Origin of the sequence: Bradyrhizobium diversitatis, from assembly GCF_016031635.1 — a bacterium.
Taxonomy (GTDB): Bacteria; Pseudomonadota; Alphaproteobacteria; order Rhizobiales; family Xanthobacteraceae; genus Bradyrhizobium; species Bradyrhizobium diversitatis.
In genome coordinates this window covers 59,725-82,412 of record NZ_JACEGD010000027.1, presented here as the reverse complement: position 1 = coordinate 82,412, position 22,688 = coordinate 59,725, and the positions used below count along the sequence as shown (strand labels likewise).

Genomic DNA, 22,688 nt, shown 5'->3' with positions numbered 1-22,688 from the left:
CTAAGGGCCGTTACTGAGGGATGAAGTGCCGACCCGCGTCCGGAGGCGGCCAAAGCGTATTTTGGCTTGAAATCCCATGGCTGCCCGACAAATTCCACTGGGAACACTGGGTTTGCGGCGCGGGACGACCGGGCCCGGTAACCATGCTGGACGAGGGCTTTGTCGTGGAACCGCCGCGACGCGTAATGATTCGAGGCGTTATGGGCTTGTTCGTCCCCGATCTTGCTTGGATGTCAGGCCGGTCGGTCGGCAGGCGTTTCGCATGAGCTCGGTTCCGCACATCCCCGTCCTTGGTCGGGAGGCCGTCGCGCATCTCGCTCCGCGCGAGGGCGGCGTCTATGTCGACGCCACTTTTGGCGCCGGCGGCTATAGCCGCGCGATCCTGGAGGTGCCGGGAACCCGACTCATCGCCATTGATCGCGACCGCACGGCGATTGCCGGCGGCGCCGGGCTGGTCGAACGTTCCGCAGGCCGGCTGATGCTGGTCGAGGGCCGCTTCTCCGATCTTGCCGAGATCTGCGCGGCGCAGGGCGTCGAGGCGATCGACGGCGTCGTGATGGATGTCGGCGTGTCCTCGATGCAGCTCGACCAGGCCGGCCGCGGCTTCTCGTTCCGCCTCGACGGTCCGCTCGACATGCGGATGGGGCAGACGGGCCCGACCGCGGCCGACGTGGTCGCGCGTGCGTCGGAAGGCGATCTCGCCGACATCATCTATCTCCTCGGCGAGGAGCGGCATTCGCGCCGCATCGCACGCGCCATTGTCGCGGACCGCCAGGAGACCCCGTTCACCACCACGCGCGCGCTTGCCGATCTCGTCGGAAGGGTGGTCCGCTCAAAGCCGGGGGACATTCATCCGGCAACGCGGACGTTCCAGGCGCTGCGCATCTTCGTCAACGAGGAACTCGACGAGCTCCAGGCCGCGCTCGCTGCGGCCGAGCGCATGCTCAAGCCCGGCGGCCGCCTCGTCGTGGTCTCGTTCCATTCGCTGGAAGACCGCATCGTCAAGAATTTTCTCACTGAGCGCTCCAGGACCGGCGGCGGTTCGCGGCATCTGCCGGAAGTGGCGCAAGTGACGCCGAGCTTCCGGGTTCTGACGCGGCGGCCCGTCGTCGCCGGCGAAGACGAAGTTGCGCATAATCCGCGCGCACGCTCCGCAAAGCTGCGCGCCGCCGAGCGCACCGCGGCGCCGGCGCACGAGACCGACGAGGCATCGCCCTGGCCGAAACTCTCCGACGTGATGAGGGGCGGTTAGCGCATGCGCATCATCCACCTCCTCGTCATCGGCGCGCTGATCTTCGCGGCGGCCCATGTCTACCGGATCAAGATGGACTCCACGGCGCGCACCGAGAAGGTGCTGCGGCTGCGTGCAGAGATCCGCGAGGAGCGCGACGCGATCGCGGCGCTGCGGGCCGAGTGGGCCAAGCTCGATGCCCCGCTGCGGCTGCAAGGCCTGTCCGACCGGCATCTGCACCTCAAGCCGGTCAATGGTACGCAATATGACTCGCTGAAGAATCTGCCGGAGCGCCCGCCGCGGCTGTTCAGGCCGGGCGATCCCGATCCGATCGGGGCCATGCTGAACGCCATCGAAGCCGCGAGCGATCCCGATACCGTGACGGGCTCCGTGCCTCAGCCCGAGGACAAGCAATGAGCGCGGCAACGCCTGCAAAACCGACCGAGAAGCCGGCTGAACCGTGGCGGCAGCGGCTGATCCGCAGCCTGCTCTACGGGCGCAATGTCGATCGCGCCGTGAAGGCGCGAGCGCGCGTGGGGCTTGCGATACTCGCCTTCGCTTCGGTCTATGCCCTGATCGGCGGGCGGCTCGTGATGTTCGCGATCGGCGCGGACGCCCACGGGGCGCGCCGCGCCGCGGCGCAGGAGGTGGTCGCGACCGCGCGGCCCGACATCGTCGACCGCAACGGCGCGATCCTTGCGACCGACGTCAAGGCCGCGAGCCTGTTCAGCGAGCCGCGCCGCATCATCGACAAGGATGAGGCGATCGAGCTCCTGACGGCGACCATTCCCGACCTCGACGAGGCCGAGGTGCGCGAGCGCCTGAAGTCGCGCAAAGGCTTCGCCTGGCTCAAGCGCGAGGTCACGCCGGCGCAGCAGCAGGCCATCCACAAGCTCGGCCTTCCCGGCATCGGCTTCCTGCGCGAGAACAAGCGCGTCTACCCGACGGGCAACGAGGTCGCCCACATCATCGGTCTCGTCAACATCGACAACCAGGGCATCGCCGGCCTGGAGAAGTGGCTCGACAACCAGGGGCTCGCCGATCTCCACCGCGCCGGCTTTGCAACCGACCGGCTGCAGAAGCCGATCGAGCTCTCGGTCGATCTGCGCGTCGAGCATGCGCTGCGTGACGAACTCCTCAAGGCCAAGGACAAGTTCCACGCCAAGGCCGCTTCCGGCATCGTCTCCAACGTCAAGACCGGCGAGATCGTGGCGATGGTCTCGCTACCGGATTTCGATCCCAACAATCCGAAGGAAGCGCACGACCCCGATCGCATCAACCGCCTGACCACCGGCGTCTACGAGATGGGGTCGACCTTCAAGGCGTTCACGCTGGCGATGGGGCTCGATTCCGGCAAGATCAACCTGAATTCGATGTGGGACGCACGTGGAAACCTGCACTACGGCAAGTTCACCATCCACGACAGTCATCCGCTCGGGCGCTTCATCAACACCAAGGAAGTGTTCACCTACTCGTCCAACATCGGCGCCGCGCGCATTGCGCTCAATCAGGGCGTCGAGGCGCACAAGGCGTTCCTCGCCAAGATGGGTCAGATGACGCGGCTGCGCACCGAGCTGCCGGAGAGCGCGGCGCCGCTGATCCCGCGGCGCTGGAGCGAGTTGAACACGGTCACCGCCGCGTTCGGCCAGGGCCTGTCGGTGGCACCGCTGCAAGCCGTGATGGGCATCAACGCGCTGGTGAACGGCGGCTATCTGATTCCGCCGACATTCATGAAGCGCAGCGAATCCGAAGCCATGGCGATGGCCAAGCGCGTCATCAAGACGGAGACCAGCGACAAGATGCGGTACCTGATGCGGCTAAATGCCGAGATCGGCACCGCCAAGACCGCCGACGTCAAGGGCTATTACGTCGGCGGCAAGACCGGCACGTCCGAGAAGGTCATCAACGGGCGCTACGCCAAGAAGCGCGTGCTCAACTCCTTCACCGCCATCCTGCCCTGCGACGATCCCAAATATCACGTCCTGATCATGCTGGACGAGCCGCAGGCGCTGCCCGAAACGCATGGTTTCATCACCTCGGGCTGGAACGCGGTGCCGACCGGCGGCAAGGTGATCGAGCGGATCGCGCCGCTCCTGGGCGTCGAGCCGCGGTTCGACCTGCCGCCGTCCGACCGCCTTATTCTTGCAGCATCCAGGACAACCCAGTAATCAATCGGGTGCGCCATCGCCGGTGCCGAGTCGGGATTTTCAAAGGGATTCGGCTTTCCGGCAGGCATGTCGACTGGAAGACCATGAAGCTGTGCGACCTCTTAGGTCAGGATGTTCTGGGCAATGATGCCGCGATCGAGCCTGCTGTTGCGGCGCTCGACGTGAGCGGCATTGCGCTCGACAGCCGCGTGGTCAGGCCGGGCGATCTCTTCGTCGCAATCGCGGGCAGCAAGACCGACGGCGCGCGCTTCATCGATGCGGCAATTGCCGCGGGCGCGATCGCGGTCGTTGGCGACCATGCGCCTGCGGCGACCAAGGTGCCGTTTGTCACTGTGGCCAATCCGCGCCGCACGCTGGCGCTGGCCGCGGCAAGGTTCTTTCCCGCGCAGCCCGCGACGATCGCCGCCGTGACCGGAACCAGCGGCAAGACCTCGGTTGCGGCCTTCACGCGTCAGATCTGGGAGCGGCTGGGGTATGCCTCCGCCAGCATCGGCACCATCGGTCTCGTCTCGCCCAAACGCACCGTCTATGGCTCGCTGACGACGCCCGATCCGATCGCGCTGCACCGGCAGATCGACGAGATCGCGCGCGAGGGCGTCACCCATCTCGCTTTCGAGGCCTCCTCGCACGGGCTCGACCAGTATCGCCTCGACGGCGTGCGCGTCTCCGCCGGCGGCTTCACCAACCTCTCGCGCGACCACATGGATTATCATCCGAGCGTTGCACATTATCTCGCGGCGAAGCTCCGCCTGTTCCGCGAGCTGGTGCCGCCGGGTGGCGCCGCGGTGATTTCGGCCGATCATGATTGCTCGGCCGAAGCGATCGAGGCCGCCAAGGCGCGTGGCCTGCGCGTCATGGCGGTCGGCCGCAACGGCGACGGTGCAGGCGAGGGCATCCGCCTGACGGAGGCCGTGGTCGAAGGTTTCGCGCAAAAGCTCACGCTCGAACATCGCGGCAAGCGCTTCGCCATCCGGCTGCCGCTGGTCGGCGAATTCCAGATCGAGAACGCGCTGGTGTCGGCGGGCCTTGCGATCGGCACCGGCAGCGATGCAGCAAACGTGGTTGCGAGCCTCGAACATCTCGAGGGCGCCAAGGGCCGGCTCGAGCGCGTCGGCGAGCGCAACGGCGCGCCGATCTTCGTCGACTATGCGCACAAGCCCGATGCGCTGGCGAAGGCGCTGCAGGCGCTGCGGCCTTATGCAAAGCGCAGGCTGGTCGTCGTGTTCGGCGCCGGTGGCGACCGCGATGCAGGCAAGCGTCCGATCATGGGCGAGATCGCGGCCGAGAATGCCGACGGCGTCATCGTCACCGACGACAATCCGCGCAGCGAGAAGCCGGAAGCGATCCGCGCCGCGATCCTCGCCACCGCGAAGGGCGCCCGGGAGATCGGCGACCGCAGTGCTGCGATCCGCGCCGCGATAGAGCAATTGGAAGAAGGCGATGCGCTGCTTATCGCCGGCAAGGGCCATGAGACCGGGCAGATCGTCGGCGGAGAAGTTCTGCCCTTCAGTGATCACGAGGCGGTTGCCGCCGCACTAGCGTCGAGGGTTGCATGAGCGCGCCAATATGGACGGTTGCCGAGGTCGCGCGTGCGCTGGGCGTCACCGGATCGTTCCCGGACACGGGAATCGACTTCGTCACGCAGGACAGCCGGCTGGTGAAGCCGGGCAGCCTGTTCGTCGCGCTCAGCGGCACGCCGAGCGGCGGCTTCGTCTCGGCCTTCGCCAGCGCGCGCGACGGCTGGGAGTTCGCGGACAAGGCGGAAGCTTCGGGCGCAGTCGCGATGATCGTGCCGCACGAGATCGCGGGCATCCGCATCCCGCAGATCGTCGTCGGGGACACGCTGATCGACGGTCTCTGGGGCCTTGCACGTGCCGCACGCGCGCGCTTTGCCGGACCGGTGATCGGGCTCACCGGCAGCGCCGGCAAGACCAGCACCAAGGAATTTCTCGCCGCCTATCCGAACGCCTATGCGAGCCCCTCGAGCTTCAACAATTTCTGGGGCGTGCCGCTGACGCTGTGCAATGCCAGGCGAGATGCCAGCCTCTGGGTCGTCGAGATGGGCATGAACCAGCAAGGCGAGATCGCGCGGCTCAGCGAATTGACGCGCCCGACGGTCGCGCTCGTCGTCAACGTGCAGCCCGTGCATCTGGAAAAGCTCGGCTCGCTGGAAGCCATCCGGCGCGAGAAGGTGTCGATCGCGCTCGGCCTGCCCGAGAATGGTGTGCTGGTGCTGCCCGCCGGGATCAAGGCGCCCGAGTGGAAGGGCAAGGTCGTGCGCTTCGGCGGCGAGCATGCCGAGGTGCACGAGGTCGCGCACGCGCCGCACGGCGAGAGCTGGCAGGTCGTGGCCGCGATCGGCAAGAAGGAGATCGCCTTCAGCCTCACCCCGGGCGCGCCGCACCGGGTCCATAATGCGCTGGCCGCGCTCGCCACCGTTCATGCTGCGCATCTCGACGTCGCGACGCTGGCGATCAAGCTCGACCGCGTCGGCATCATGACCGGCCGCGGCGTCGAGCAGGCGGTCGGCGATATCACCGTGATCGACGACAGCTTCAACGGCAATCCGGCCAGCGTGGCGGCTGCGCTGCAAAGCCTGCAGGCGCGCCACGTGAGCGAAGGCCGCCGCATCGCGGTTCTCGGCGACATGCTCGAACTGGGCGAGGACGCACCGAACTATCATACCGGCCTCGCCAAATATCTCGAAGGCATCGACGGCGTCTACTGCGTCGGTCCTCTGATGCGCCACCTCTACGACGTGCTGCCATCAGGCAAGGGCCTCGGCTGGCACGATGATCCGGCCACGCTGAAGCCGGGCGAGGTTGCGAGCCTGCTGAAGGCAGGGGATGTCGTGGTTGTCAAGGGCAGCAAAAAGATGTTCTGGGTCAACAAGTTCGTGCCGGGCCTGATGACCGCCTTGCAGGCGAAGGCGTAAACTGCTTGGAAGGCGCTGTTCCCGAATCCCACCCTTTGTGGCGCGAAGCCGTCCGTTTTCCCAGAGGTCGCGCGAGCCATGACGAAGACCAGCGAATGCCCGTGAGGCACATCGAGGCCAGGATAACGGCCACGAACAAGGCCAAGGCTGCGTGTGCAAAGGCGCCATAGGACCGTCTGAATGTTTTACTGGCTGATCGAGCTCTCCAACACATTTCCGGGCTTCGGTGCCATTCGCACCTTCCTGAACGTCTTCCGCTACATCACCTTCCGCACCGGCGGGGCGGTCGTGACCGGCGCATTGTTCGTGTTCCTGTTCGGGCCCTGGATCATCGACCATCTGCGCATCCGCCAGGGCAAGGGCCAGCCGATCCGCTCCGACGGCCCGCAATCGCATCTCGCCAAGAAGGGCACGCCCACCATGGGCGGGCTGATGATCCTGTCCGGCCTCACCGTCGGCACGGTGCTGTGGGCCAATCCGCTCAACCCCTATGTCTGGATCGTGCTGGCGGTGACGCTCGGCTTCGGCTTCGTCGGCTTCTATGACGATTACCTCAAGGTGACCAAGCAGACCACGACCGGGTTCGGCAGCAAGCTTCGCCTGCTGATCGAGGCGGTGATCGCGCTGGTTGCCTGCTACGCGCTGGTGCGGCTGAACCGCGATCCCGCCTCGACCGCGCTGACGATCCCGTTCCTCAAGGACACCGTGCTGCATTTCGGCTGGTTCTTCGTCATCTTCGGCGCCTTCGTCATCGTCGGCTCCGGCAACGCGGTGAATCTCACCGACGGTCTCGACGGCCTCGCCATCGTGCCGGTGATGATCGCGACCGCGAGCTTTGCGATGATCGCCTATCTCGCCGGCAACGCCGTGTTCGCCGAATATCTCCAGATCAAATATGTTGCAGGTACCGGCGAGCTCGCGGTGCTCTGCGGCGCATTGCTGGGTGCCGGCCTCGGCTTCCTCTGGTTCAATGCGCCGCCGGCCTCGATCTTCATGGGCGACACCGGCTCGCTCGCGCTCGGCGGCATGCTCGGCGCGATCGCGGTCGCGGTGAAGCACGAGATCGTGCTCGCCGTGATCGGCGGCCTGTTCGTGCTGGAGGCGGTCTCCGTCATCGTGCAGGTGGTGTCATTCAAGCTGACGGGCAAGCGCATCTTCCGCATGGCGCCGATCCATCACCATTTCGAGCAGCTCGGCTGGACCGAGCCGCAGATCGTGATCCGCTTCTGGATCATCTCGGTGATGCTGGCGCTGGCCGGTCTCTCCACCCTGAAGCTGCGGTGATGGGGATGACTGCCCAGCACCGTCATTCCGGGGCTCGCGAAGCGAGAACCCGGAATCTCGAGATTCCGGGTTCGCCCTCCGGGCGCCCCGGAATGACAGAGGAGGGATCATGATCCCCGTCACCTCCTTCGCCGGCAAGACGGTCGCGGTGTTCGGCCTCGGCGGCTCCGGGCTCGCCTCCTGCCACGCGCTGAAGGCGGGGGGCGCTGAAGTGATCGCCGCCGACGACAATGCCGAGAACGTCGCCAAGGCCGCGCAGGCCGGCTTCATCACCGCCGATCTGCGCGACGTTTCCTGGACCAATTTCGCCGCGCTCGTGCTCGCGCCCGGCGTGCCGCTCACTCATCCGGTGCCGCATTGGAGCGTGCTGAAGGCGCGCGAGGCCGGGGTCGAGGTGATTGGCGATATCGAGCTGTTCTGCCGCGAGCGGCGCCGGCACGCGCCGGACGCGCCGTTCGTCGCCATCACCGGCACCAACGGCAAGTCGACCACGACGGCGCTGATTGCGCACCTCACGAAAGTCGCCGGCTATGACACGCAGATGGGCGGCAATATCGGCACCGCGATCCTGTCGCTGGAGCCGCCGCGCATGGGCCGCGTCCACGTCATCGAGATGTCGTCCTACCAGATCGACCTCACGCCCTCGCTCGATCCCTCCGTCGGCATCCTGCTCAATGTCAGCGAGGATCATATCGACCGGCATGGTACGATCGAGCATTATGCCGCCGTGAAGGAGCGCCTCGTTGCCGGCGTGCAGGCGGGCGGCACCGCGATCGTAGGCGTCGACGACGGCTATTGCCGCGATGTCGCCGACCGGCTCGACCGCGCCGGCAAGAACGTGGTGCGCATCTCCGTCAAGAACCCGCTGGCGAGCGGCATCTATGTCGAGCACGGCACCATCGTGCGCGCCGCGGGCGGCGCCCGCAGCGAGGTCGCCGCGCTGGGCGGCATCGGCTCGCTCCGCGGCCTCCACAACGCGCAGAACGCGGCCTGCGCCGCTGCCGCTGCGCTTGCGATGGGCATCAGCCTCGACGTGCTTCAGAATGGCCTGCGCAGCTTTCCGGGCCTCGCCCATCGCATGGAGCAGGTCGGCCGCCGCGGCAACGTGTTGTTCGTCAATGATTCCAAGGGCACCAACGCCGACGCCACCGCCCACGCGTTGTCGTCCTTTGCCGACATCTTCTGGATCGCCGGCGGCAAGCCCAAGGCCGGCGGCATCACTGGCCTGACCGGTTTCTTCCCGCGCATCCGCAACGCCTATCTGATCGGCGAGGCCGCGCAGGAATTTTCGGGCACGCTGGGCACGCAGGTCGCGCATGAGATCAGCCAGACGCTGGACGTCGCCGTCGAGCACGCCGCGCGCGATGCAGAGGCCTCGGGGCTCACCGACGCCGTCGTGCTGCTGTCGCCCGCCTGCGCATCGTTCGACCAGTACCGCAATTTCGAGATCCGCGGCACCAAGTTCCGCGAGCTGGTGCAGGCGCTGCCCGGTGTGAAGCCGGTGGTGTAGGGCGCGCCGCTACTCCTTGCTCCGCCGTCATCGCCCGCGAAGGCGGGCGATCCAGTATTCCAGAGACGTTTGTGATTGACCGAGAAGCCGCGGCGTACTGGATGCCCCGGTCAAGCCGGGGCATGACAGTGTGTCTTGTGGCGAGGCCAAGATCATCTCCAAACATCCGCACTTCCTTAACCCTCCGGTAACCAACCTCGGCGACCAATGGACCGACCTCCGTCCGAAAGCGGCCGCCCATGCTCTCCCGTGAAGAACGCACCCCCTTTTCCGAGTGGTGGTGGACCGTCGACAAGCCGCTGATGGGCGCCATCCTGGCCTTGATGCTGACCGGCGTGATCCTGTCGCTGGCGGCGAGCCCGCCGGTTGCGACCCGCATCGGGCTCGATCCCTTCCATTTCTTCAGCCGCCACGTGCTGTTCCTGGTGCCGTCCTGCATCGTGCTCGTCGGCGTGTCTTTCCTGTCGCCGCGCGCCATCCGCCGCAGCGCGCTCATCATCTTCGCGATCAGCATCATCCTGATCGTGCTCACGCTCGCGATCGGCCCCGAGGTGAAGGGCTCGCGGCGCTGGATCACGCTGCTCGGCGTCAACATCCAGGCCTCCGAAATCGCCAAGCCGTCGTTCGTCGTCATCGCCGCCTGGCTGTTCGCGGAATCGACCAGGCGGCCGGAGATGCCGGCGACCTCGATGGCTGTGGTGCTGCTCCTGATGCTGGTCGCGCTGCTGGTGATGGAGCCTGATTTCGGCCAGACCATGCTGGTCCTGATGGTGTGGGGCTCGCTGTTCTTCATCGCAGGGATGCGCATGATCTGGGTATTCGGCCTCGCGGGTCTGGGGGCGGCCGGCCTGTTCAGCGCCTATCTGTTCGTTCCGCATGTCGCAGGCCGCATCAGGCGCTTCATGAATCCGGCTTCCGGCGACACCTTCCAGGTCGATACCGCCATGGAAGCCTTCTACAACGGCGGCTGGTTCGGCCTCGGGCCGGGCGAGGGCATCGCCAAGCGCAGCCTGCCGGACAGCCACACCGACTTCGTGTTCGCAGTCGCCGCCGAGGAGTTCGGCATCATCCTGTGCCTTGCGATGCTGGCGCTGTTCGCCTTCGTCGTCATCCGCACGCTGTCGCGGGCCTATGCCAACGAGGACATGTTCTCGCGCTTTGCGGCCTCGGGACTTGCGATCCTGTTCGGCGTGCAGGCCGCGATCAACATGTCGGTGAACCTGCAGCTGATTCCGGCCAAGGGCATGACGCTGCCGTTCATCTCCTATGGCGGCTCCTCGATTGTGTCGCTGGCCTATGGCGTCGGCATGATGCTGGCGCTGACGCGGCTGCGCCCGCGTACCGAGGTCGAAGCCAGCGGCCACGCCGAGGCGATGCGGAGTTATGCATAACCGCCCTCGTGTCCCGGACAAGCGAAGCGCAGATCCAGGACCCAGACTGCCGCGGCGTGGGCCCCGGTTCAGCAGCGCACCCCGTCGCCGAGAGCGACGCGCTGCGCTACGCCCGGGGGCACGAGCGCCGCGCAGCCAGCTCGCAATGACGGGAAACTCCCTGTAAAACCCCCTCATCATGGACACGTCCCCCCTGATTCTTCTCGCCGCGGGCGGCACCGGCGGCCATCTGTTTCCGGCCGAGGCGCTCGGCGTTGAGTTGATCCGGCGCGGCTTTCGCGTCCGCCTCGTCACGGACGAGCGCGCGCTGCGCTATAGCGGGCTGTTCAGCAAGGACATGATCGACGTCGTGGCAAGCGAGACCGCGCGCGGCCGCAATCCGTTTCAGCTTGCCTATGCCGGCTTCACGCTCGCCGCCGGCACGTTCTCTGCCTACACCCTGATCAAGCGCCTGAAGCCCGTCGCCGTCGTCGGCTTCGGCGGCTATCCGACGCTGCCGCCGCTCGTCGCAGCCAGGTTCGCAGGCGTGCCCGGCATCATCCATGACGCCAATGCGGTGCTCGGCCGCGCCAACCGGTTCCTGTCGCGGCACGTGCGCGCCATCGCAACGTCCTTGCCCGGCGTGCTCGACCGCGATCCGGCGCTGGCAGGCAAGACCACGACTGTCGGCACCCCGATGCGGCCGGCGGTTCTCGCCGCCGCTGCGGTAAAGTATAGCCCCCCCGAAGTGAATGGTCCGCTGCGCCTGCTCGTCGTCGGCGGCAGCCAAGGCGCGCGCATCATGGCCGACATCGTACCCGGTGCGATCGAGCGGCTCGAGCCTGCGTTATGGAGCCGCCTCGTTCTCACCCAGCAGGTGCGCGAAGAGGACATGAGCCGCGTGCGCGCTGTCTACGACAAGCTCAAGATCAAGGCGGAGCTCGCGCCGTTCTTCACGGATCTGCCGGCGCGGCTCGCCTCCAACCATCTCGTGGTGTCGCGCTCCGGCGCGGGTACCGTCGCCGAGCTCGCGGCGATTGGCCGGCCCTCGATCCTGGTGCCGTTGCCCGGCTCGATCGACCAGGACCAGTTCGCCAATGCCGGCGTGCTGGCCAAGGTCGACGGCGCGATCCGCATCCCGCAGACCGAGTTCACCTCCGATCGTCTCGCCACTGAGATCTCCGGCCTGGCCGCCGAGCCCGCGCGCCTCGCCGCGATGGCCGCGGCCGCGAAGGGGGCAGGGCGGCTCGACGCGGCCGAGAGGCTCGCGGACCTCGTGGTGAAGACCGCCGGAATTTAGCCTCCGCGCCGTTCAAGCTTGCACATGGGTCGCTCGGCTCGATGGTCGCACGCGCGGCAGGTTCAATCGTGCCCGGTGGAGGATTTGTTGGTGGCAGGCCTGCTGATTCACTCCCTCGCGGAGTTTTCCGATCTGGTCCTCGAGGCACTCAGGCTCGCGGATGCGCGCGAGATCGTCGAGATCGGCTCGGAATATGGTGGCATGTCGCCTTTCCTTGCCGCGCATTGTCGTGAGCGCGGCGGACACCTCACCGCCGTCGATCCCGCGCCGAAGCACGAATTCATGGAGTGGCTGAAGATCAGCCCGGACGTTCGCCATCTCGCAAAAACGAGCCTGGAGGCGTTCGCCGATGTTGACGAGGCCGATGCCTGGGTCGTCGATGGCGATCACAACTGGTACACGGTCTACAACGAGCTCGGCCACATCGATGCGATCAGCCGTCGCGCCGGCAAGCCGCTTCTGGTCTTCGTGCACGACATCGGCTGGCCGTGTGGTCGGCGCGATTTCTACTATGCGCCCGAGCGAATTCCAGCCGAGTATCGCCACGCCTACAGCTTTGACGCCGGTGCGGTTCCCGGTCAGGCAGCCCTCGTCAAAGGGCGCGGCTTTCGCGGCATGGGCCAGTTCGCGTTTGCCGAGGTCTCCGGCGGTGCGCGCAACGGCGTGATGACGGCGATCGACGACTTTCTGGCCGACGCGCTCAGGGGCGGCCGCGAGCTCGGCTTTGCCGAGATCCCGGCCGTATTCGGGCTCGGGGTGATCTTCGATCTGGACGCGCCCTGGAGCGCGCCGCTCGCCGATCTCCTGTTGCCGTATCATCAGAACAAGCTCATTGGCGCGCTCGAGGCCAATCGCCTGCGCAACTATCTTCACGTGCTCGATCTCCAGGATGAGGCGGTCGCGCGAACCGGCTCCCTCTGACCGCAGCGGCGACATGGTCCCCGTGCTCCGAATGCGGGTCTCGCGGCCCGCGAAACCGGCCAAAATGGGGCATCCAAGCGGGAAATTACCTCGTTTGGAGGCCGCACCGGGCTTGTCCCGATCCGTCCGGTCTTGCATGAAGTGGAGGAGATTCGCCGCTGGCCGGCCACGACGGGGGTAATGCCGCGGCCGCAGCCGGACTAGACAGAGATACAGCCATGAGACTGCCGCGCGAGATCGGACCCATCCACTTCGTCGGGATCGGCGGGATCGGGATGAGCGGCATCGCCGAGGTGCTGGTCAATCTCGGCTATGCCGTGCAGGGCTCGGACGCCTCCGACAACTACAATCTCGACCGTCTGCGCAAGAAGGGCGCGAAGGTTTCGGTCGGCCACAAGGCCGAGAATGTCGATGGAGCCGAGGTCGTGGTCGTGTCCTCCGCGATCAAGCGCGACAATCCGGAATTGATGGCGGCGCGCGAGAGGCGCATTCCCGTGGTGCGCCGCGCCGAAATGCTGGCCGAGCTGATGCGCTTGAAGAGCTGCGTCGCCATCGCAGGCACCCACGGCAAGACCACGACGACCACGATGGTCGCAACGCTGCTCGATGCCGGCGGGCTCGATCCCACCGTGATCAACGGCGGCATCATCAATGCCTACGGCTCCAACGCGCGGCTGGGGGCCGGCGACTGGATGGTGGTGGAGGCCGACGAGAGCGACGGCACCTTCCTGAAGCTGCCGACCGATGTCGCGATCGTCACCAATGTCGACCCCGAGCATCTCGACCACTTCAAGACCTTCGAGGCCGTGCAGGACGCCTTCCGTCACTTCGTCGAGAATCTGCCGTTCTACGGCTTTGCCGTGATGTGCATCGATCATCCGGTGGTGCAGAGCCTCGTCGGCAGGATCGAGGACCGCCGCATCATCACCTACGGGGAAAATCCGCAGGCCGATGCGCGCCTGGTCGATCTCACCGCGGGCGGCGGCGGCTCGAAGTTCAAGGTCGTGATCCGCGACCGCAAGGCAGGCACCACGCACGAGATCGCCGACCTCGCGCTGCCGATGCCGGGCCGGCACAACGCCTCCAACGCGACGGCGGCGATTGCGGTCGCTCACGCGCTCGGTGTGTCCGACGAGGCGATCCGCAGTGCCATCGCAGGTTTCGGTGGCGTCAAGCGCCGCTTCACCAAGACCGGCGAATGGAACGGCGTCACCATCATCGACGATTACGGCCATCACCCCGTGGAGATCGCGGCGGTGCTGAAAGCGGCGCGCGATTCCTACACCGGCAAGGTCATCGCCGTGGTGCAGCCGCACCGCTACACCCGCCTGCAATCGCTGTTCGAGGAATTCTGCACCTGCTTCAACGACGCCGATGCGGTGATCGTGGCCGATGTCTATTCCGCAGGCGAAGCGCCGATCGAGGGCATCGACCGCGATCACTTCGTCGCCGGCCTGCGCGCCCACGGCCATCGCGAGGTGATCCCGCTGCCGGCGGCATCGGAGCTGGCGGGCATCGTCAAGGGGCTCGCAAAGCCCGGCGATCTCGTCGTGTGCCTCGGCGCCGGCAACATCACGCAATGGGCCTACGCCTTGCCGGACCAGTTGAAGGCGCTGGGGTGAGCATGCACTTGTGCAGCTCCTATGCCGCCACGCGGCACACTGCGCTCCCTCCCCCCTTGTGGGGCAGGGTGGGGGAGAGGGGTAGCCACAAACTCCGTTCTCGCTTGGGGCTACCCCCCTCCCTGACCCTCCCCCACAAGGGCAGGGCTATCGCATTTGCGCCTTCACCAGAGGTCGTCATGCCCGGGCTTGTCCCGGGCATCCACGTTCTTTGTGCTGCGTGGCAAGGCGTGGATGGCCGGGACAAGCCCGGCCATGACGATGTGGAGATTGTCGTGCCCGAAGGTGTACTGCTCATATGCGATAGGCCTGCCCACAAGGGAGGAGGGAACGGAAGCAGCTTGCCTACCTCACTCTCGGAGGCGGCATGAGCTTCCCCGACATCACACCCGCTCTCAAAGCCGCGATGCCAGACTTGCGCGGCCGGCTGCTCGCCAACCAGTCGCTCGCCGAGCTCACCTGGTTTCGCGTTGGCGGCCCGGCGCAAGCGCTGTTCACGCCGGCGGACGAGGACGATCTCGCCTATTTCCTCGCGCATCTCGACAGCGACATTCCGGTCTACGTCGTCGGCGTCGGCTCCAACCTGATCGTGCGCGACGGCGGCATTGCGGGCGTCGTGATCCGGCTTGCGCCGCGCGCCTTCGGCGAGGCGAGCGCGAGCGGAGACGTCGTCACCGCCGGCGCGGCCGCGCTCGACAAGCGCGTGGCGGAGGTGGCGGCGTCCGCGAATATCGGCGGGCTCGAATTCTACTTCGGCATTCCCGGCACGATCGGCGGGGCGCTGCGCATGAATGCGGGCGCCAATGGCGGCGAGACCAAGGATGTCCTCATCGAGGCGAGGGGTGTGGGGCGCGACGGCACGAAGCACGTCTTCTCCAACGCCGACATGAAGTTCGTCTACCGCAACAGCGGCGTCGATGCCTCCATCATCTTCACCTCCGCCCGCTTTCGCGGCGAGATCAGGGATTCGGAAGCAATCCGCGCGCGCATGGCGGAGGTGCAAAGCCATCGCGAGACTGCGCAGCCGATCCGGGAAAAGACCGGCGGCTCGACCTTCAAGAACCCGCCGGGGCACTCCGCCTGGAAGCTGATCGACGCCGCCGGGTGCCGCGGCCTGCGCGTTGGCGGCGCGCAGGTCTCCGAGATGCACTGCAATTTCCTGATCAACACCGGCGATGCCACCGCGCACGATATCGAGACGCTCGGCGAGACCGTGCGCGAACGGGTGAAGGCAAATTCCGGAATCGAGCTACACTGGGAAATCAAGCGGATCGGGATGTCCGCGTGAGTGTCGTTCCGGGGCGGTGCGAAGCACCGAACCCGGAACCTCGAGATTCCGGGTTCGCGCTTTGCGCGCCCCGGAATGACAAAGAAACAGAGGCAGCGAATGCGCATCACCATTCTTTTCGGCGGCTCCAACCGGGAGCGTCTGGTTTCGGTCGCGTCGGCCCAGGCCCTGCATCAGGCATTGCCCGAGGCCGATCTCTGGTGGTGGGACGTCGAGGACAAGGTGCATGTCGTCCAGTCGAAGCAGCTGCTCGAACACACCCGTCCGTTCGAGGACGAGTTCAAGCCGGGCACATCGGGCATTCCGCTGGAGCAGGCGCTCGACCAGGCCAAGGCGGAAGGGCGGGTGCTGGTGCTCGGCCTGCATGGCGGACGGGCCGAGAACGGCGAATTGCAGGTGATGTGCGAGGTGCGCGGCGTGCCCTTCACCGGCTCGGGCTCGGCCTCCTCGCACCTGGCCTTCGACAAGCTCGCGGCCAAGCGATTCGCCGCCCTCGGCGGCGTGACGCCGCCATCGAACGTTGTGCTTGATAAGGTCGACGAGGCCTTCGCCGAATACGGAAGACTGATCGCGAAGCCGGCGCGCGACGGCTCGAGCTACGGGCTGATCTTCGTCAACGCCAAGCAGGACCTCGTCGCCGTCCGCAATGCGGCCAAGCACGAAGAGTATGTGATCGAGCCCTATATTGCCGGCGTCGAAGCGACCTGCGGCGTGCTGGAGCGCACCGATGGCTCGATCGTCTCGCTGCCGCCGATCGAGATCATTCCGGGCGAGGGCAATTTCGACTACGCCGCGAAATATCTCCTGAAGTCGACCCAGGAGATCTGTCCCGGCCGCTTCGCACCCGAGATCACCGCCGCGCTCGAGGAGCAGGCGATGCTGGCGCATCGCGCGATGTCCTGCACCGGCTATTCCCGCTCGGACTTCATCGTCTCCGACAAGGGCCTCGTCTATCTCGAAACCAACACGCTCCCCGGGCTGACCAAGTCCTCGCTCTACCCCAAGGCGCTGAAAGCCGCAGGGATCGAGTTCGTCGACTTCCTGCGCGGCCTGGTCGAGCTCGCCGGGCAGCGCGTGCGGAAATAGTCGGGACTGGTTAACGGCCGGATCGGCGAAATCGCCCGGTTTGGCGGCCAAAACCGGTAAAATGCCGGACATCGCGCCACAAATGCCGGATATCGCGGGGCAAAATGCGCATGTCGTTAACGAATTTTACCTTTTGTTTACCAGGACGTCCGAAGGTTAACGCTGGCGGCGCATATGGCGCTTTGGCTGCCGGCGCGTGAGCTGTCGCGGGTGATGTCACCTCCAGCGAACGCTTTGAAGGGGAGAGGTTTTCTTCTGCTGAAGACCAGCACCCGGCCCGGCAGGTCCGAGACGTCATGTTCGCCAGGATCCGCGCGCTGTCGCGGGGAAACTGTTGACGAGCTCGTGCAATGGATGGAGCAGGAAGCCTCACCCGATCGCTTTTCAGATCGCTGAGGCCCCAAGCTGACCTGAAGGCGGCCGCTGTCGGAGCGGTCGTGCTTCTGCGCGAGTGGGTGCAGGACAAGCGCCAGCAAAGACTCCAGGCCGCGCGCACCGCCGCCAAGGACAAGATCAAGAGCAGGGCCAAGGCCGTCGTCGAGCGTGAGCCGACACCGCGCGTCGTTGCGCTGGTCGAGCGCTATCTGCCGCACCGGGTCGGACTCGGCATGACCGTGCTGCTGCTGATCGGAAGCTGCGGCTTCGGCATCGTCAAGGGCGGCCATCTCCAGGACTTCGTCACCGCGGTCAGCAACGCCCGCAACGCGCTGGCCAATTCCGCCGGCTTCCGCATCACCTCGGTCGTGATCAACGGCCGCAAGCAGCTCACCCAGGACGAGATCCTCGCCATCGGCGGCGTCAGCGGCCGCTCCTCGCTGCTGTTCCTCGACGCCGAAGCGGTGCGCGACAAGCTCAAGGCCAATCCCTGGATCGCGGATGCGACCGTGCTGAAGCTCTATCCGGGCCAGCTCATGATCGAGCTCACCGAGCGGAAGGCGTTCGCGCTGTGGCAGGAGGCCGGCCGGCTCTCCGTCATCGCCGATGACGGCGCGGTGCTCGAACCCTACGTCTCGCGCCGCTTCCTGTCGCTGCCGCTCGTGGTCGGCAAGGGTGCCGACACGCAGGCGCGCGATTTCCTGGCGCTGCTGGCGCGCTATCCGCAGGTCAATTCGGTGACGAAAGCCGCGATCTTCGTTGGCGAGCGGCGCTGGAACCTGAGGCTCAAGGACGGCCTCGACATCCGCCTGCCCGAGCAGGACGTCGGCAACGCGCTTGCGATGTTGTCGAAGCTCGACAAGGACGACAGGCTGTTCTCCCGCGATATAGTCGCCGTCGACATGCGCCTGCCCGATCGGCTGGTAGTGCAGCTGTCGGAGGACGCCGCCAAGGCGCGTGAGGATCAGTTCAAGGACAAGAAGAAAAAGAAGGCCGGGGATTCCGCATGACCGGTCTCGATCGTACCCAGACGCCGAAGACGCGCCCGATGCCGCACAAGCGCGGCGGCATCGTCGCCTGCCTCGACATCGGCACCAGCAAGATCGCCTGCATGATCGCACGGCTGAAGCCGTCGCCCCCGAGCGATGCGCTGCGCGGCCGTACTCATGCGGTGGAACTGATCGGCTACAGCCAGATCCAGTCGCGCGGGATGAAGGCCGGCGCGGTGATCGATCTCGGCGAATGCGAGCAGGCGGTGCGCCAGGCCGTCGGGCTCGCGGAGAAGATGGCCAAGGTGCGGGTCGAGTCGGTGCTGCTGTCGGTCTCTGGCGGCCGGCTCTCCGGCCAGCTGGTCGAAGCCGCCGCGGACATCCGTGGCGGCGCCGTGACGCCGGCCGATGTCAACCGCGTCACCTCCACCGGCATGCGCCACGCCACCGGCGAGGGCCGCACCGTGCTGCACGCGCTGCCGGTCGGCTACACGCTCGACGGCGTCAAGGGCATCCGCGATCCCCGCGGCATGGTCGCGCACCAGTTCGGCGTCGACATGAACGTCGTCACCTGCGATGCCACCGTGGCGCGGAACCTGATGCTGGCGGTGGAACGCTGCCACATCAATGTCGAAGCCATGGCGGCGAGCCCCTATGTGGCCGGCCTGTCCGTGCTGACCGACGACGAGGCCGATCTCGGCGCCGCCGTCGTCGAGATGGGCGCGGGCACCACCACGATCGCCGTCTATGCCGGCGGCCGTTTCGTGCATGCGGCGGGTTTTGCGGTCGGCGGGCAACACATCACGATGGATCTCGCGCGCGGACTCTCCGCGACCATTGCCGATGCCGAGCGAATCAAGACGTTATACGGGACCGTCATCACCGGCGGATCGGACTCGCGTGAGCTGATGTCTGTGCCGACAGCCGGTGACGAGCAGGATCTGCCGCGGATCGTCTCCCGCGCCACCATCGCCAACATCGTCAAGCACCGTGCCGAGGAAGTCTTCGAAATGGTTCGGGACAAGCTGAAGGATTCGCCCTTCGCCTCGGAGCCCAACGGCCGCGTCGTGCTGTCGGGCGGCGCCTCGCAGCTCACCGGCCTCGTCGAGCTCGGCACCCAGATTCTCGGCCGGCCCGTGCGGGTCGGTCGTCCGCTCGGTTTCGGCCGGCTGCCCAACGAGGCGAAGAACGCCGCGTTCGCGGTGCCGGCCGGACTCCTGGTCTACCCGCAATATGTTCACCTCGAACATGTCGAACCGCGGCATACGGGGCAGCAGGTCAGGACAGGGACCGGCGGATATTTCGGAAAGGTCGGACGATGGCTACGCGAGGGCTTCTGATGACGGCTTTCCGCAATCTTCGATTTTCACCAACTCCCGCGGCCGCCGGCCGGGGCGAACCCACGCGCGCGTGATCGAGAGGCAGCAACCATGACCATCAGCATCAATGTTCCTGATATTCACGAACTGAAGCCCCGGATCACCGTGTTCGGCGTCGGCGGCGCCGGCGGCAACGCCGTCAACAACATGATCACGGCGGGCCTGCAGGGTGTCGATTTCGTGGTCGCCAACACCGACGCGCAGGCGCTGACGATGTCGAAGGCGCAGCGCATCGTGCAGATGGGCACGGCGGTCACGCAAGGCCTTGGCGCCGGCTCGCAGCCGAACGTCGGTGCCGCGGCGGCGGAAGAGGTGATCGACGAGCTGCGCGACCATCTCTCGGGCGCCAACATGGTGTTCGTCACCGCCGGCATGGGCGGCGGCACCGGCACGGGCGCCGCTCCCGTGATCGCCAAGACCGCGCGCGACATGGGCATCCTCACCGTGGGCGTCGTGACCAAGCCGTTCCACTTCGAAGGCGGCCGCCGCATGCGCACCGCCGAAGCCGGCATCAACGAGCTGCACAAGGTCGTCGATACGCTCCTGATCATCCCGAACCAGAACCTGTTCCGGGTCGCCAACGAGAAGACCACCTTCGCCGACGCCTTCGCGATGGCCGACCAGGTGCTCTATTCGGGCGTCGCCTGCATCACCGACCTGATGGTCAAGGAAGGCCTGATCAACCTCGACTTCGCCGACGTCCGCGCCGTCATGCGCGAGATGGGCAAGGCGATGATGGGTACCGGCGAAGCCTCCGGCGACAAGCGCGCGCTGACCGCCGCGGAAGCCGCGATCGCCAACCCCCTGATCGACGATAGCTCGATGAAGGGCGCCAAGGGCCTCCTTATCTCCATCACCGGCGGCAAGGACCTCACTCTGTTCGAGGTCGACGAGGCCGCGACCCGCATCCGCGAGGAAGTCGACCAGGACGCCAACATCATCGTCGGTGCGACCTTCGACGAAGCCCTCGACGGCCTGATCCGCGTCTCGGTGGTCGCCACCGGCATCGAGCAGGCCGCGATCGCCCGCAACAGCCAGGCGACTTCCGCGCCCGTCGCAAACCCCGCACCGCAGGCGCAGCAGGCTGCCGCACCTGCCGCCGTTGCCGAGAGCCGTCTCGCCGACCTGACCGCGCGGCTCCGTGCCGACAACCAGCGTCTGGCCGAACGCGCCCAGAAGCTGGAAGCGCAGAGCCCGGCCGCCGCGCCGGCTCCGGGTGCTGCCGCGCCCCGTCCCAACGTCGAGCGCGCTGCGCTCGCCGCCATCGCCGCTGCCGTTGCCGAAGCCCCGCCGGCGCCGACGCAGACCTATGGCGACGTCACCGTGCGGCCGATCGCGCAGAAACCGACCCTGTTTCCGGAGCCTGACATGGCCCCGGTCGCGATGCAGGAGCCAATGACGCCGGAAAACTTCATTCCGCCGCAGGCGGAACGTCCGCCGGTCCGCGCGCCGCGGATGCCGCGTATCGAGGAACTGCCGATGCCGGCCCAGGCCGAGATTCGTCAGGCCCGCGGCGAGGCCGAGGAAGAGACCCCGCAGAAGACCCGCCTGTCGCTGCTGCAGCGCCTCGCCAATGTCGGCCTCGGCCGTCGCGACGAGGAGAGCGAGCCGCCGGTCGCCGCCCGCACCGCCGGCCCCGCCATGCCGCCGCTACCCGAGCGGCGCCCGCAGAAGACCGTGGCGCAGCAGATCGCATCCAGTGAGCCGGTATCGGAGTATGCCCGTCGTCCCGCGCCGCAGGGCCTGGATATGCACGGCCGCCCCGCGCCTGTTGCGCCAGCGCCACAGGGTGACGATCATCTTGATATCCCGGCCTTCCTGCGGCGGCAGGCGACCTGAGGATTTTTACAATAAGGCAGACGGAAAAAGGTCCCGGCAGCAAGCTTGCCGGGACCTTTCCTTTGCTTCCGCCTAGACCTGGATTTTTCTACCAAGCAACTGATTTTAAATCATTAATTACACATTCGGTGGTTCAGTAAAACTGCCGATAACCGCCTCGAGCCGGGGCTCAATTTGGTTAAGCCTTGGCGCGAATACGGCGGGTTTGGGGTAACAATCGGTAAAAAAGCGTGAGTTGGCGCTGTTTGAGGCAGTGACTATGGTTTGCCGTGACTTGGGGATACGGATTCGCGGGGTGTCGGCACTGGCCGGCGAAGCGGGTTTGTATAAGTCGCGATGGTCGTAGTGGGGCGGTTCCTGATGAAACTCAACCGGCAAACAACGCTTCGTGCGCAAGCCTCTGTGGCAGGCGTAGGCGTTCATTCCGGTCTTCCCGTCACTGTCACCCTTGGGCCTGCGCCTGTCGACGCAGGTTTTATTTTTGTCCGTACGGGCCTCGAGGGAAGTGATCGCGAAGTTCAGGCGACCGCCGAGCAGGTGGTGGCGACCGACTTCGCGACCGTTCTCGGCGACCGCAGCGGGCCGCTCGTATCCACTGCCGAGCACGTGCTTGCCGCACTGCGGGGCATGGGCGTCGACAACGCTACCATCGAGATCGATGGTCCCGAAGTGCCGATCATGGACGGCAGCGCCGCCGCCTTCATTGCGGCGATCGACCAGGCCGGTATCGTTACCCAGCCGGCGCAGCGCCGCCTCATTCAGGTTTTGAAGCCGATCTCGGTCAAGGTCGGCGACTCCTTCGGCGAGATCAGGCCGCACGCCAGCGGGTTCCGCGTCGAGGTCGAGATCGACTTCACCAATCCCGTCATCGGCCAGCAGAGCTACGTCTTCGACCTCAACCCTGAAGGTTTCCGCCGCGAAATCGGCCGGGCCCGGACGTTCGGTCTGATGTGCGACGTCGCGCGGCTCTGGAGCGCGGGCTATGCCCTCGGCGCTTCCTTCGACAATACCGTCGTGTTCGACGATGAGCGGCTGCTCAATCCCGAGGGGCTGCGCTACGCCGACGAATGCGCCCGCCACAAGGTGCTCGACGTGATCGGCGACCTCTCGCTGGCCGGCCTGCCGCTGCTTGGCGCCTACCGCTCGGTGCGTGGCGGCCACAAGCTCAACCACGCTGTCCTGACCGCGCTGCTCGCCGACCGTACCGCTTGGCGCGTGGTCGAAGGCGAGGCTGCCCGCCGCACCCCGCGTCCCGTGGGCGAAGTCGGTCGCGGTATCGTCGGTGGCCGGGTTGCCGCGGCGTTCGGACCGGACGTGTCCTGAAAAAGACCCGTCGCCTCGGCGTTCGGTTGGCGACCCCACCCGGGAAACTCCTGGTAACCAAGATCGGC

17 protein-coding genes are annotated in these 22,688 nt (G+C 66.5%); all 17 read left to right on the top strand.

The window, feature by feature from the left end:
• Positions 1 to 262 precede the first annotated feature (262 nt).
• The 17 genes from rsmH to lpxC all read left to right on the top strand — a co-directional run bounded on the left by rsmH (position 263) and on the right by lpxC (position 22,620).
• On the top strand, positions 263 to 1,252 hold the full coding sequence (rsmH, locus tag H1B27_RS26970) for a 16S rRNA (cytosine(1402)-N(4))-methyltransferase RsmH (RefSeq protein ID WP_197968160.1): 990 nt from the start codon (positions 263 to 265) through the stop codon (positions 1,250 to 1,252).
• Between the two features lie 3 nt (positions 1,253 to 1,255).
• Positions 1,256 to 1,648, top strand: coding sequence for a cell division protein FtsL (gene ftsL, locus H1B27_RS26965; RefSeq protein WP_061877563.1), 393 nt, complete (start codon positions 1,256 to 1,258; stop codon positions 1,646 to 1,648).
• Positions 1,645 to 3,399: a peptidoglycan D,D-transpeptidase FtsI family protein gene (locus H1B27_RS26960; RefSeq protein WP_061877564.1), complete on the top strand. Its 1,755-nt coding sequence runs from the start codon at positions 1,645 to 1,647 to the stop codon at positions 3,397 to 3,399. Before ftsL ends, H1B27_RS26960 begins: the two co-directional genes overlap by 4 nt.
• 83 nt (positions 3,400 to 3,482) lie before the next feature.
• Positions 3,483 to 4,955: a UDP-N-acetylmuramoyl-L-alanyl-D-glutamate--2,6-diaminopimelate ligase gene (locus H1B27_RS26955; protein ID WP_197968159.1), complete on the top strand. Its 1,473-nt coding sequence runs from the start codon at positions 3,483 to 3,485 to the stop codon at positions 4,953 to 4,955.
• Positions 4,952 to 6,334, top strand: coding sequence for a UDP-N-acetylmuramoyl-tripeptide--D-alanyl-D-alanine ligase (locus tag H1B27_RS26950; RefSeq protein WP_197968158.1), 1,383 nt, complete (start codon positions 4,952 to 4,954; stop codon positions 6,332 to 6,334). The genes H1B27_RS26955 and H1B27_RS26950 overlap by 4 nt, the downstream gene beginning before the upstream one ends.
• Positions 6,335 to 6,514: 180 nt before the next feature.
• A complete protein-coding gene (gene mraY / locus H1B27_RS26945) occupies positions 6,515 to 7,618 on the top strand; it encodes a phospho-N-acetylmuramoyl-pentapeptide-transferase (RefSeq protein WP_061877567.1) in 1,104 nt (367 codons plus the stop codon).
• 109 nt (positions 7,619 to 7,727) lie between these two features.
• A complete protein-coding gene (gene murD / locus H1B27_RS26940) occupies positions 7,728 to 9,128 on the top strand; it encodes a UDP-N-acetylmuramoyl-L-alanine--D-glutamate ligase (protein WP_197968157.1) in 1,401 nt (466 codons plus the stop codon).
• 239 nt (positions 9,129 to 9,367) lie between these two features.
• On the top strand, positions 9,368 to 10,519 hold the full coding sequence (ftsW, locus tag H1B27_RS26935) for a putative lipid II flippase FtsW (protein ID WP_061877570.1): 1,152 nt from the start codon (positions 9,368 to 9,370) through the stop codon (positions 10,517 to 10,519).
• Between the two features lie 178 nt (positions 10,520 to 10,697).
• Positions 10,698 to 11,798, top strand: coding sequence for an undecaprenyldiphospho-muramoylpentapeptide beta-N-acetylglucosaminyltransferase (gene murG, locus H1B27_RS26930; RefSeq protein ID WP_210343508.1), 1,101 nt, complete (start codon positions 10,698 to 10,700; stop codon positions 11,796 to 11,798).
• 90 nt (positions 11,799 to 11,888) lie between these two features.
• Positions 11,889 to 12,719: a class I SAM-dependent methyltransferase gene (locus tag H1B27_RS26925; protein ID WP_197968156.1), complete on the top strand. Its 831-nt coding sequence runs from the start codon at positions 11,889 to 11,891 to the stop codon at positions 12,717 to 12,719.
• 218 nt (positions 12,720 to 12,937) lie between these two features.
• On the top strand, positions 12,938 to 14,341 hold the full coding sequence (murC, locus tag H1B27_RS26920) for a UDP-N-acetylmuramate--L-alanine ligase (RefSeq protein ID WP_197968155.1): 1,404 nt from the start codon (positions 12,938 to 12,940) through the stop codon (positions 14,339 to 14,341).
• A 367-nt stretch (positions 14,342 to 14,708) separates the two neighbouring features.
• The gene (gene murB / locus H1B27_RS26915) at positions 14,709 to 15,629 is read left to right on the top strand and encodes a UDP-N-acetylmuramate dehydrogenase (protein ID WP_197968154.1); all 921 of its coding nucleotides are present in this window, start codon (positions 14,709 to 14,711) and stop codon (positions 15,627 to 15,629) included.
• A gap of 99 nt (positions 15,630 to 15,728) precedes the next feature.
• Positions 15,729 to 16,715 (top strand): D-alanine--D-alanine ligase family protein, encoded by a 987-nt coding sequence (locus H1B27_RS26910; RefSeq protein ID WP_197968153.1) that lies wholly within the window; start codon positions 15,729 to 15,731, stop codon positions 16,713 to 16,715.
• Positions 16,716 to 17,065: 350 nt separating this feature from the next.
• On the top strand, positions 17,066 to 18,100 hold the full coding sequence (locus H1B27_RS26905; RefSeq protein WP_197968152.1) for a cell division protein FtsQ/DivIB: 1,035 nt from the start codon (positions 17,066 to 17,068) through the stop codon (positions 18,098 to 18,100).
• A complete protein-coding gene (gene ftsA, locus H1B27_RS26900) occupies positions 18,097 to 19,419 on the top strand; it encodes a cell division protein FtsA (RefSeq protein ID WP_197968151.1) in 1,323 nt (440 codons plus the stop codon). The genes H1B27_RS26905 and ftsA overlap by 4 nt, the downstream gene beginning before the upstream one ends.
• 90 nt (positions 19,420 to 19,509) lie before the next feature.
• The gene (ftsZ, locus tag H1B27_RS26895; protein ID WP_197968150.1) at positions 19,510 to 21,297 is read left to right on the top strand and encodes a cell division protein FtsZ; all 1,788 of its coding nucleotides are present in this window, start codon (positions 19,510 to 19,512) and stop codon (positions 21,295 to 21,297) included.
• 360 nt (positions 21,298 to 21,657) lie between these two features.
• Positions 21,658 to 22,620: a UDP-3-O-acyl-N-acetylglucosamine deacetylase gene (gene lpxC, locus H1B27_RS26890; RefSeq protein ID WP_061877578.1), complete on the top strand. Its 963-nt coding sequence runs from the start codon at positions 21,658 to 21,660 to the stop codon at positions 22,618 to 22,620.
• Positions 22,621 to 22,688 lie beyond the last annotated feature (68 nt).

Coding starts and splice junctions, on each gene's coding strand:
- rsmH (WP_197968160.1), top strand. CDS start 263: ATGAGCTCGGTTCCGCACATCCCCGTCCTTGGTCGGGAGGCCGTCGCG.
- ftsL (WP_061877563.1), top strand. CDS start 1,256: ATGCGCATCATCCACCTCCTCGTCATCGGCGCGCTGATCTTCGCGGCG.
- H1B27_RS26960 (WP_061877564.1), top strand. CDS start 1,645: ATGAGCGCGGCAACGCCTGCAAAACCGACCGAGAAGCCGGCTGAACCG.
- H1B27_RS26955 (WP_197968159.1), top strand. CDS start 3,483: ATGAAGCTGTGCGACCTCTTAGGTCAGGATGTTCTGGGCAATGATGCC.
- H1B27_RS26950 (WP_197968158.1), top strand. CDS start 4,952: ATGAGCGCGCCAATATGGACGGTTGCCGAGGTCGCGCGTGCGCTGGGC.
- mraY (WP_061877567.1), top strand. CDS start 6,515: ATGTTTTACTGGCTGATCGAGCTCTCCAACACATTTCCGGGCTTCGGT.
- murD (WP_197968157.1), top strand. CDS start 7,728: ATGATCCCCGTCACCTCCTTCGCCGGCAAGACGGTCGCGGTGTTCGGC.
- ftsW (WP_061877570.1), top strand. CDS start 9,368: ATGCTCTCCCGTGAAGAACGCACCCCCTTTTCCGAGTGGTGGTGGACC.
- murG (WP_210343508.1), top strand. CDS start 10,698: ATGGACACGTCCCCCCTGATTCTTCTCGCCGCGGGCGGCACCGGCGGC.
- murC (WP_197968155.1), top strand. CDS start 12,938: ATGAGACTGCCGCGCGAGATCGGACCCATCCACTTCGTCGGGATCGGC.
- murB (WP_197968154.1), top strand. CDS start 14,709: ATGAGCTTCCCCGACATCACACCCGCTCTCAAAGCCGCGATGCCAGAC.
- H1B27_RS26910 (WP_197968153.1), top strand. CDS start 15,729: ATGCGCATCACCATTCTTTTCGGCGGCTCCAACCGGGAGCGTCTGGTT.
- H1B27_RS26905 (WP_197968152.1), top strand. CDS start 17,066: ATGGATGGAGCAGGAAGCCTCACCCGATCGCTTTTCAGATCGCTGAGG.
- ftsA (WP_197968151.1), top strand. CDS start 18,097: ATGACCGGTCTCGATCGTACCCAGACGCCGAAGACGCGCCCGATGCCG.
- ftsZ (WP_197968150.1), top strand. CDS start 19,510: ATGACCATCAGCATCAATGTTCCTGATATTCACGAACTGAAGCCCCGG.
- lpxC (WP_061877578.1), top strand. CDS start 21,658: ATGAAACTCAACCGGCAAACAACGCTTCGTGCGCAAGCCTCTGTGGCA.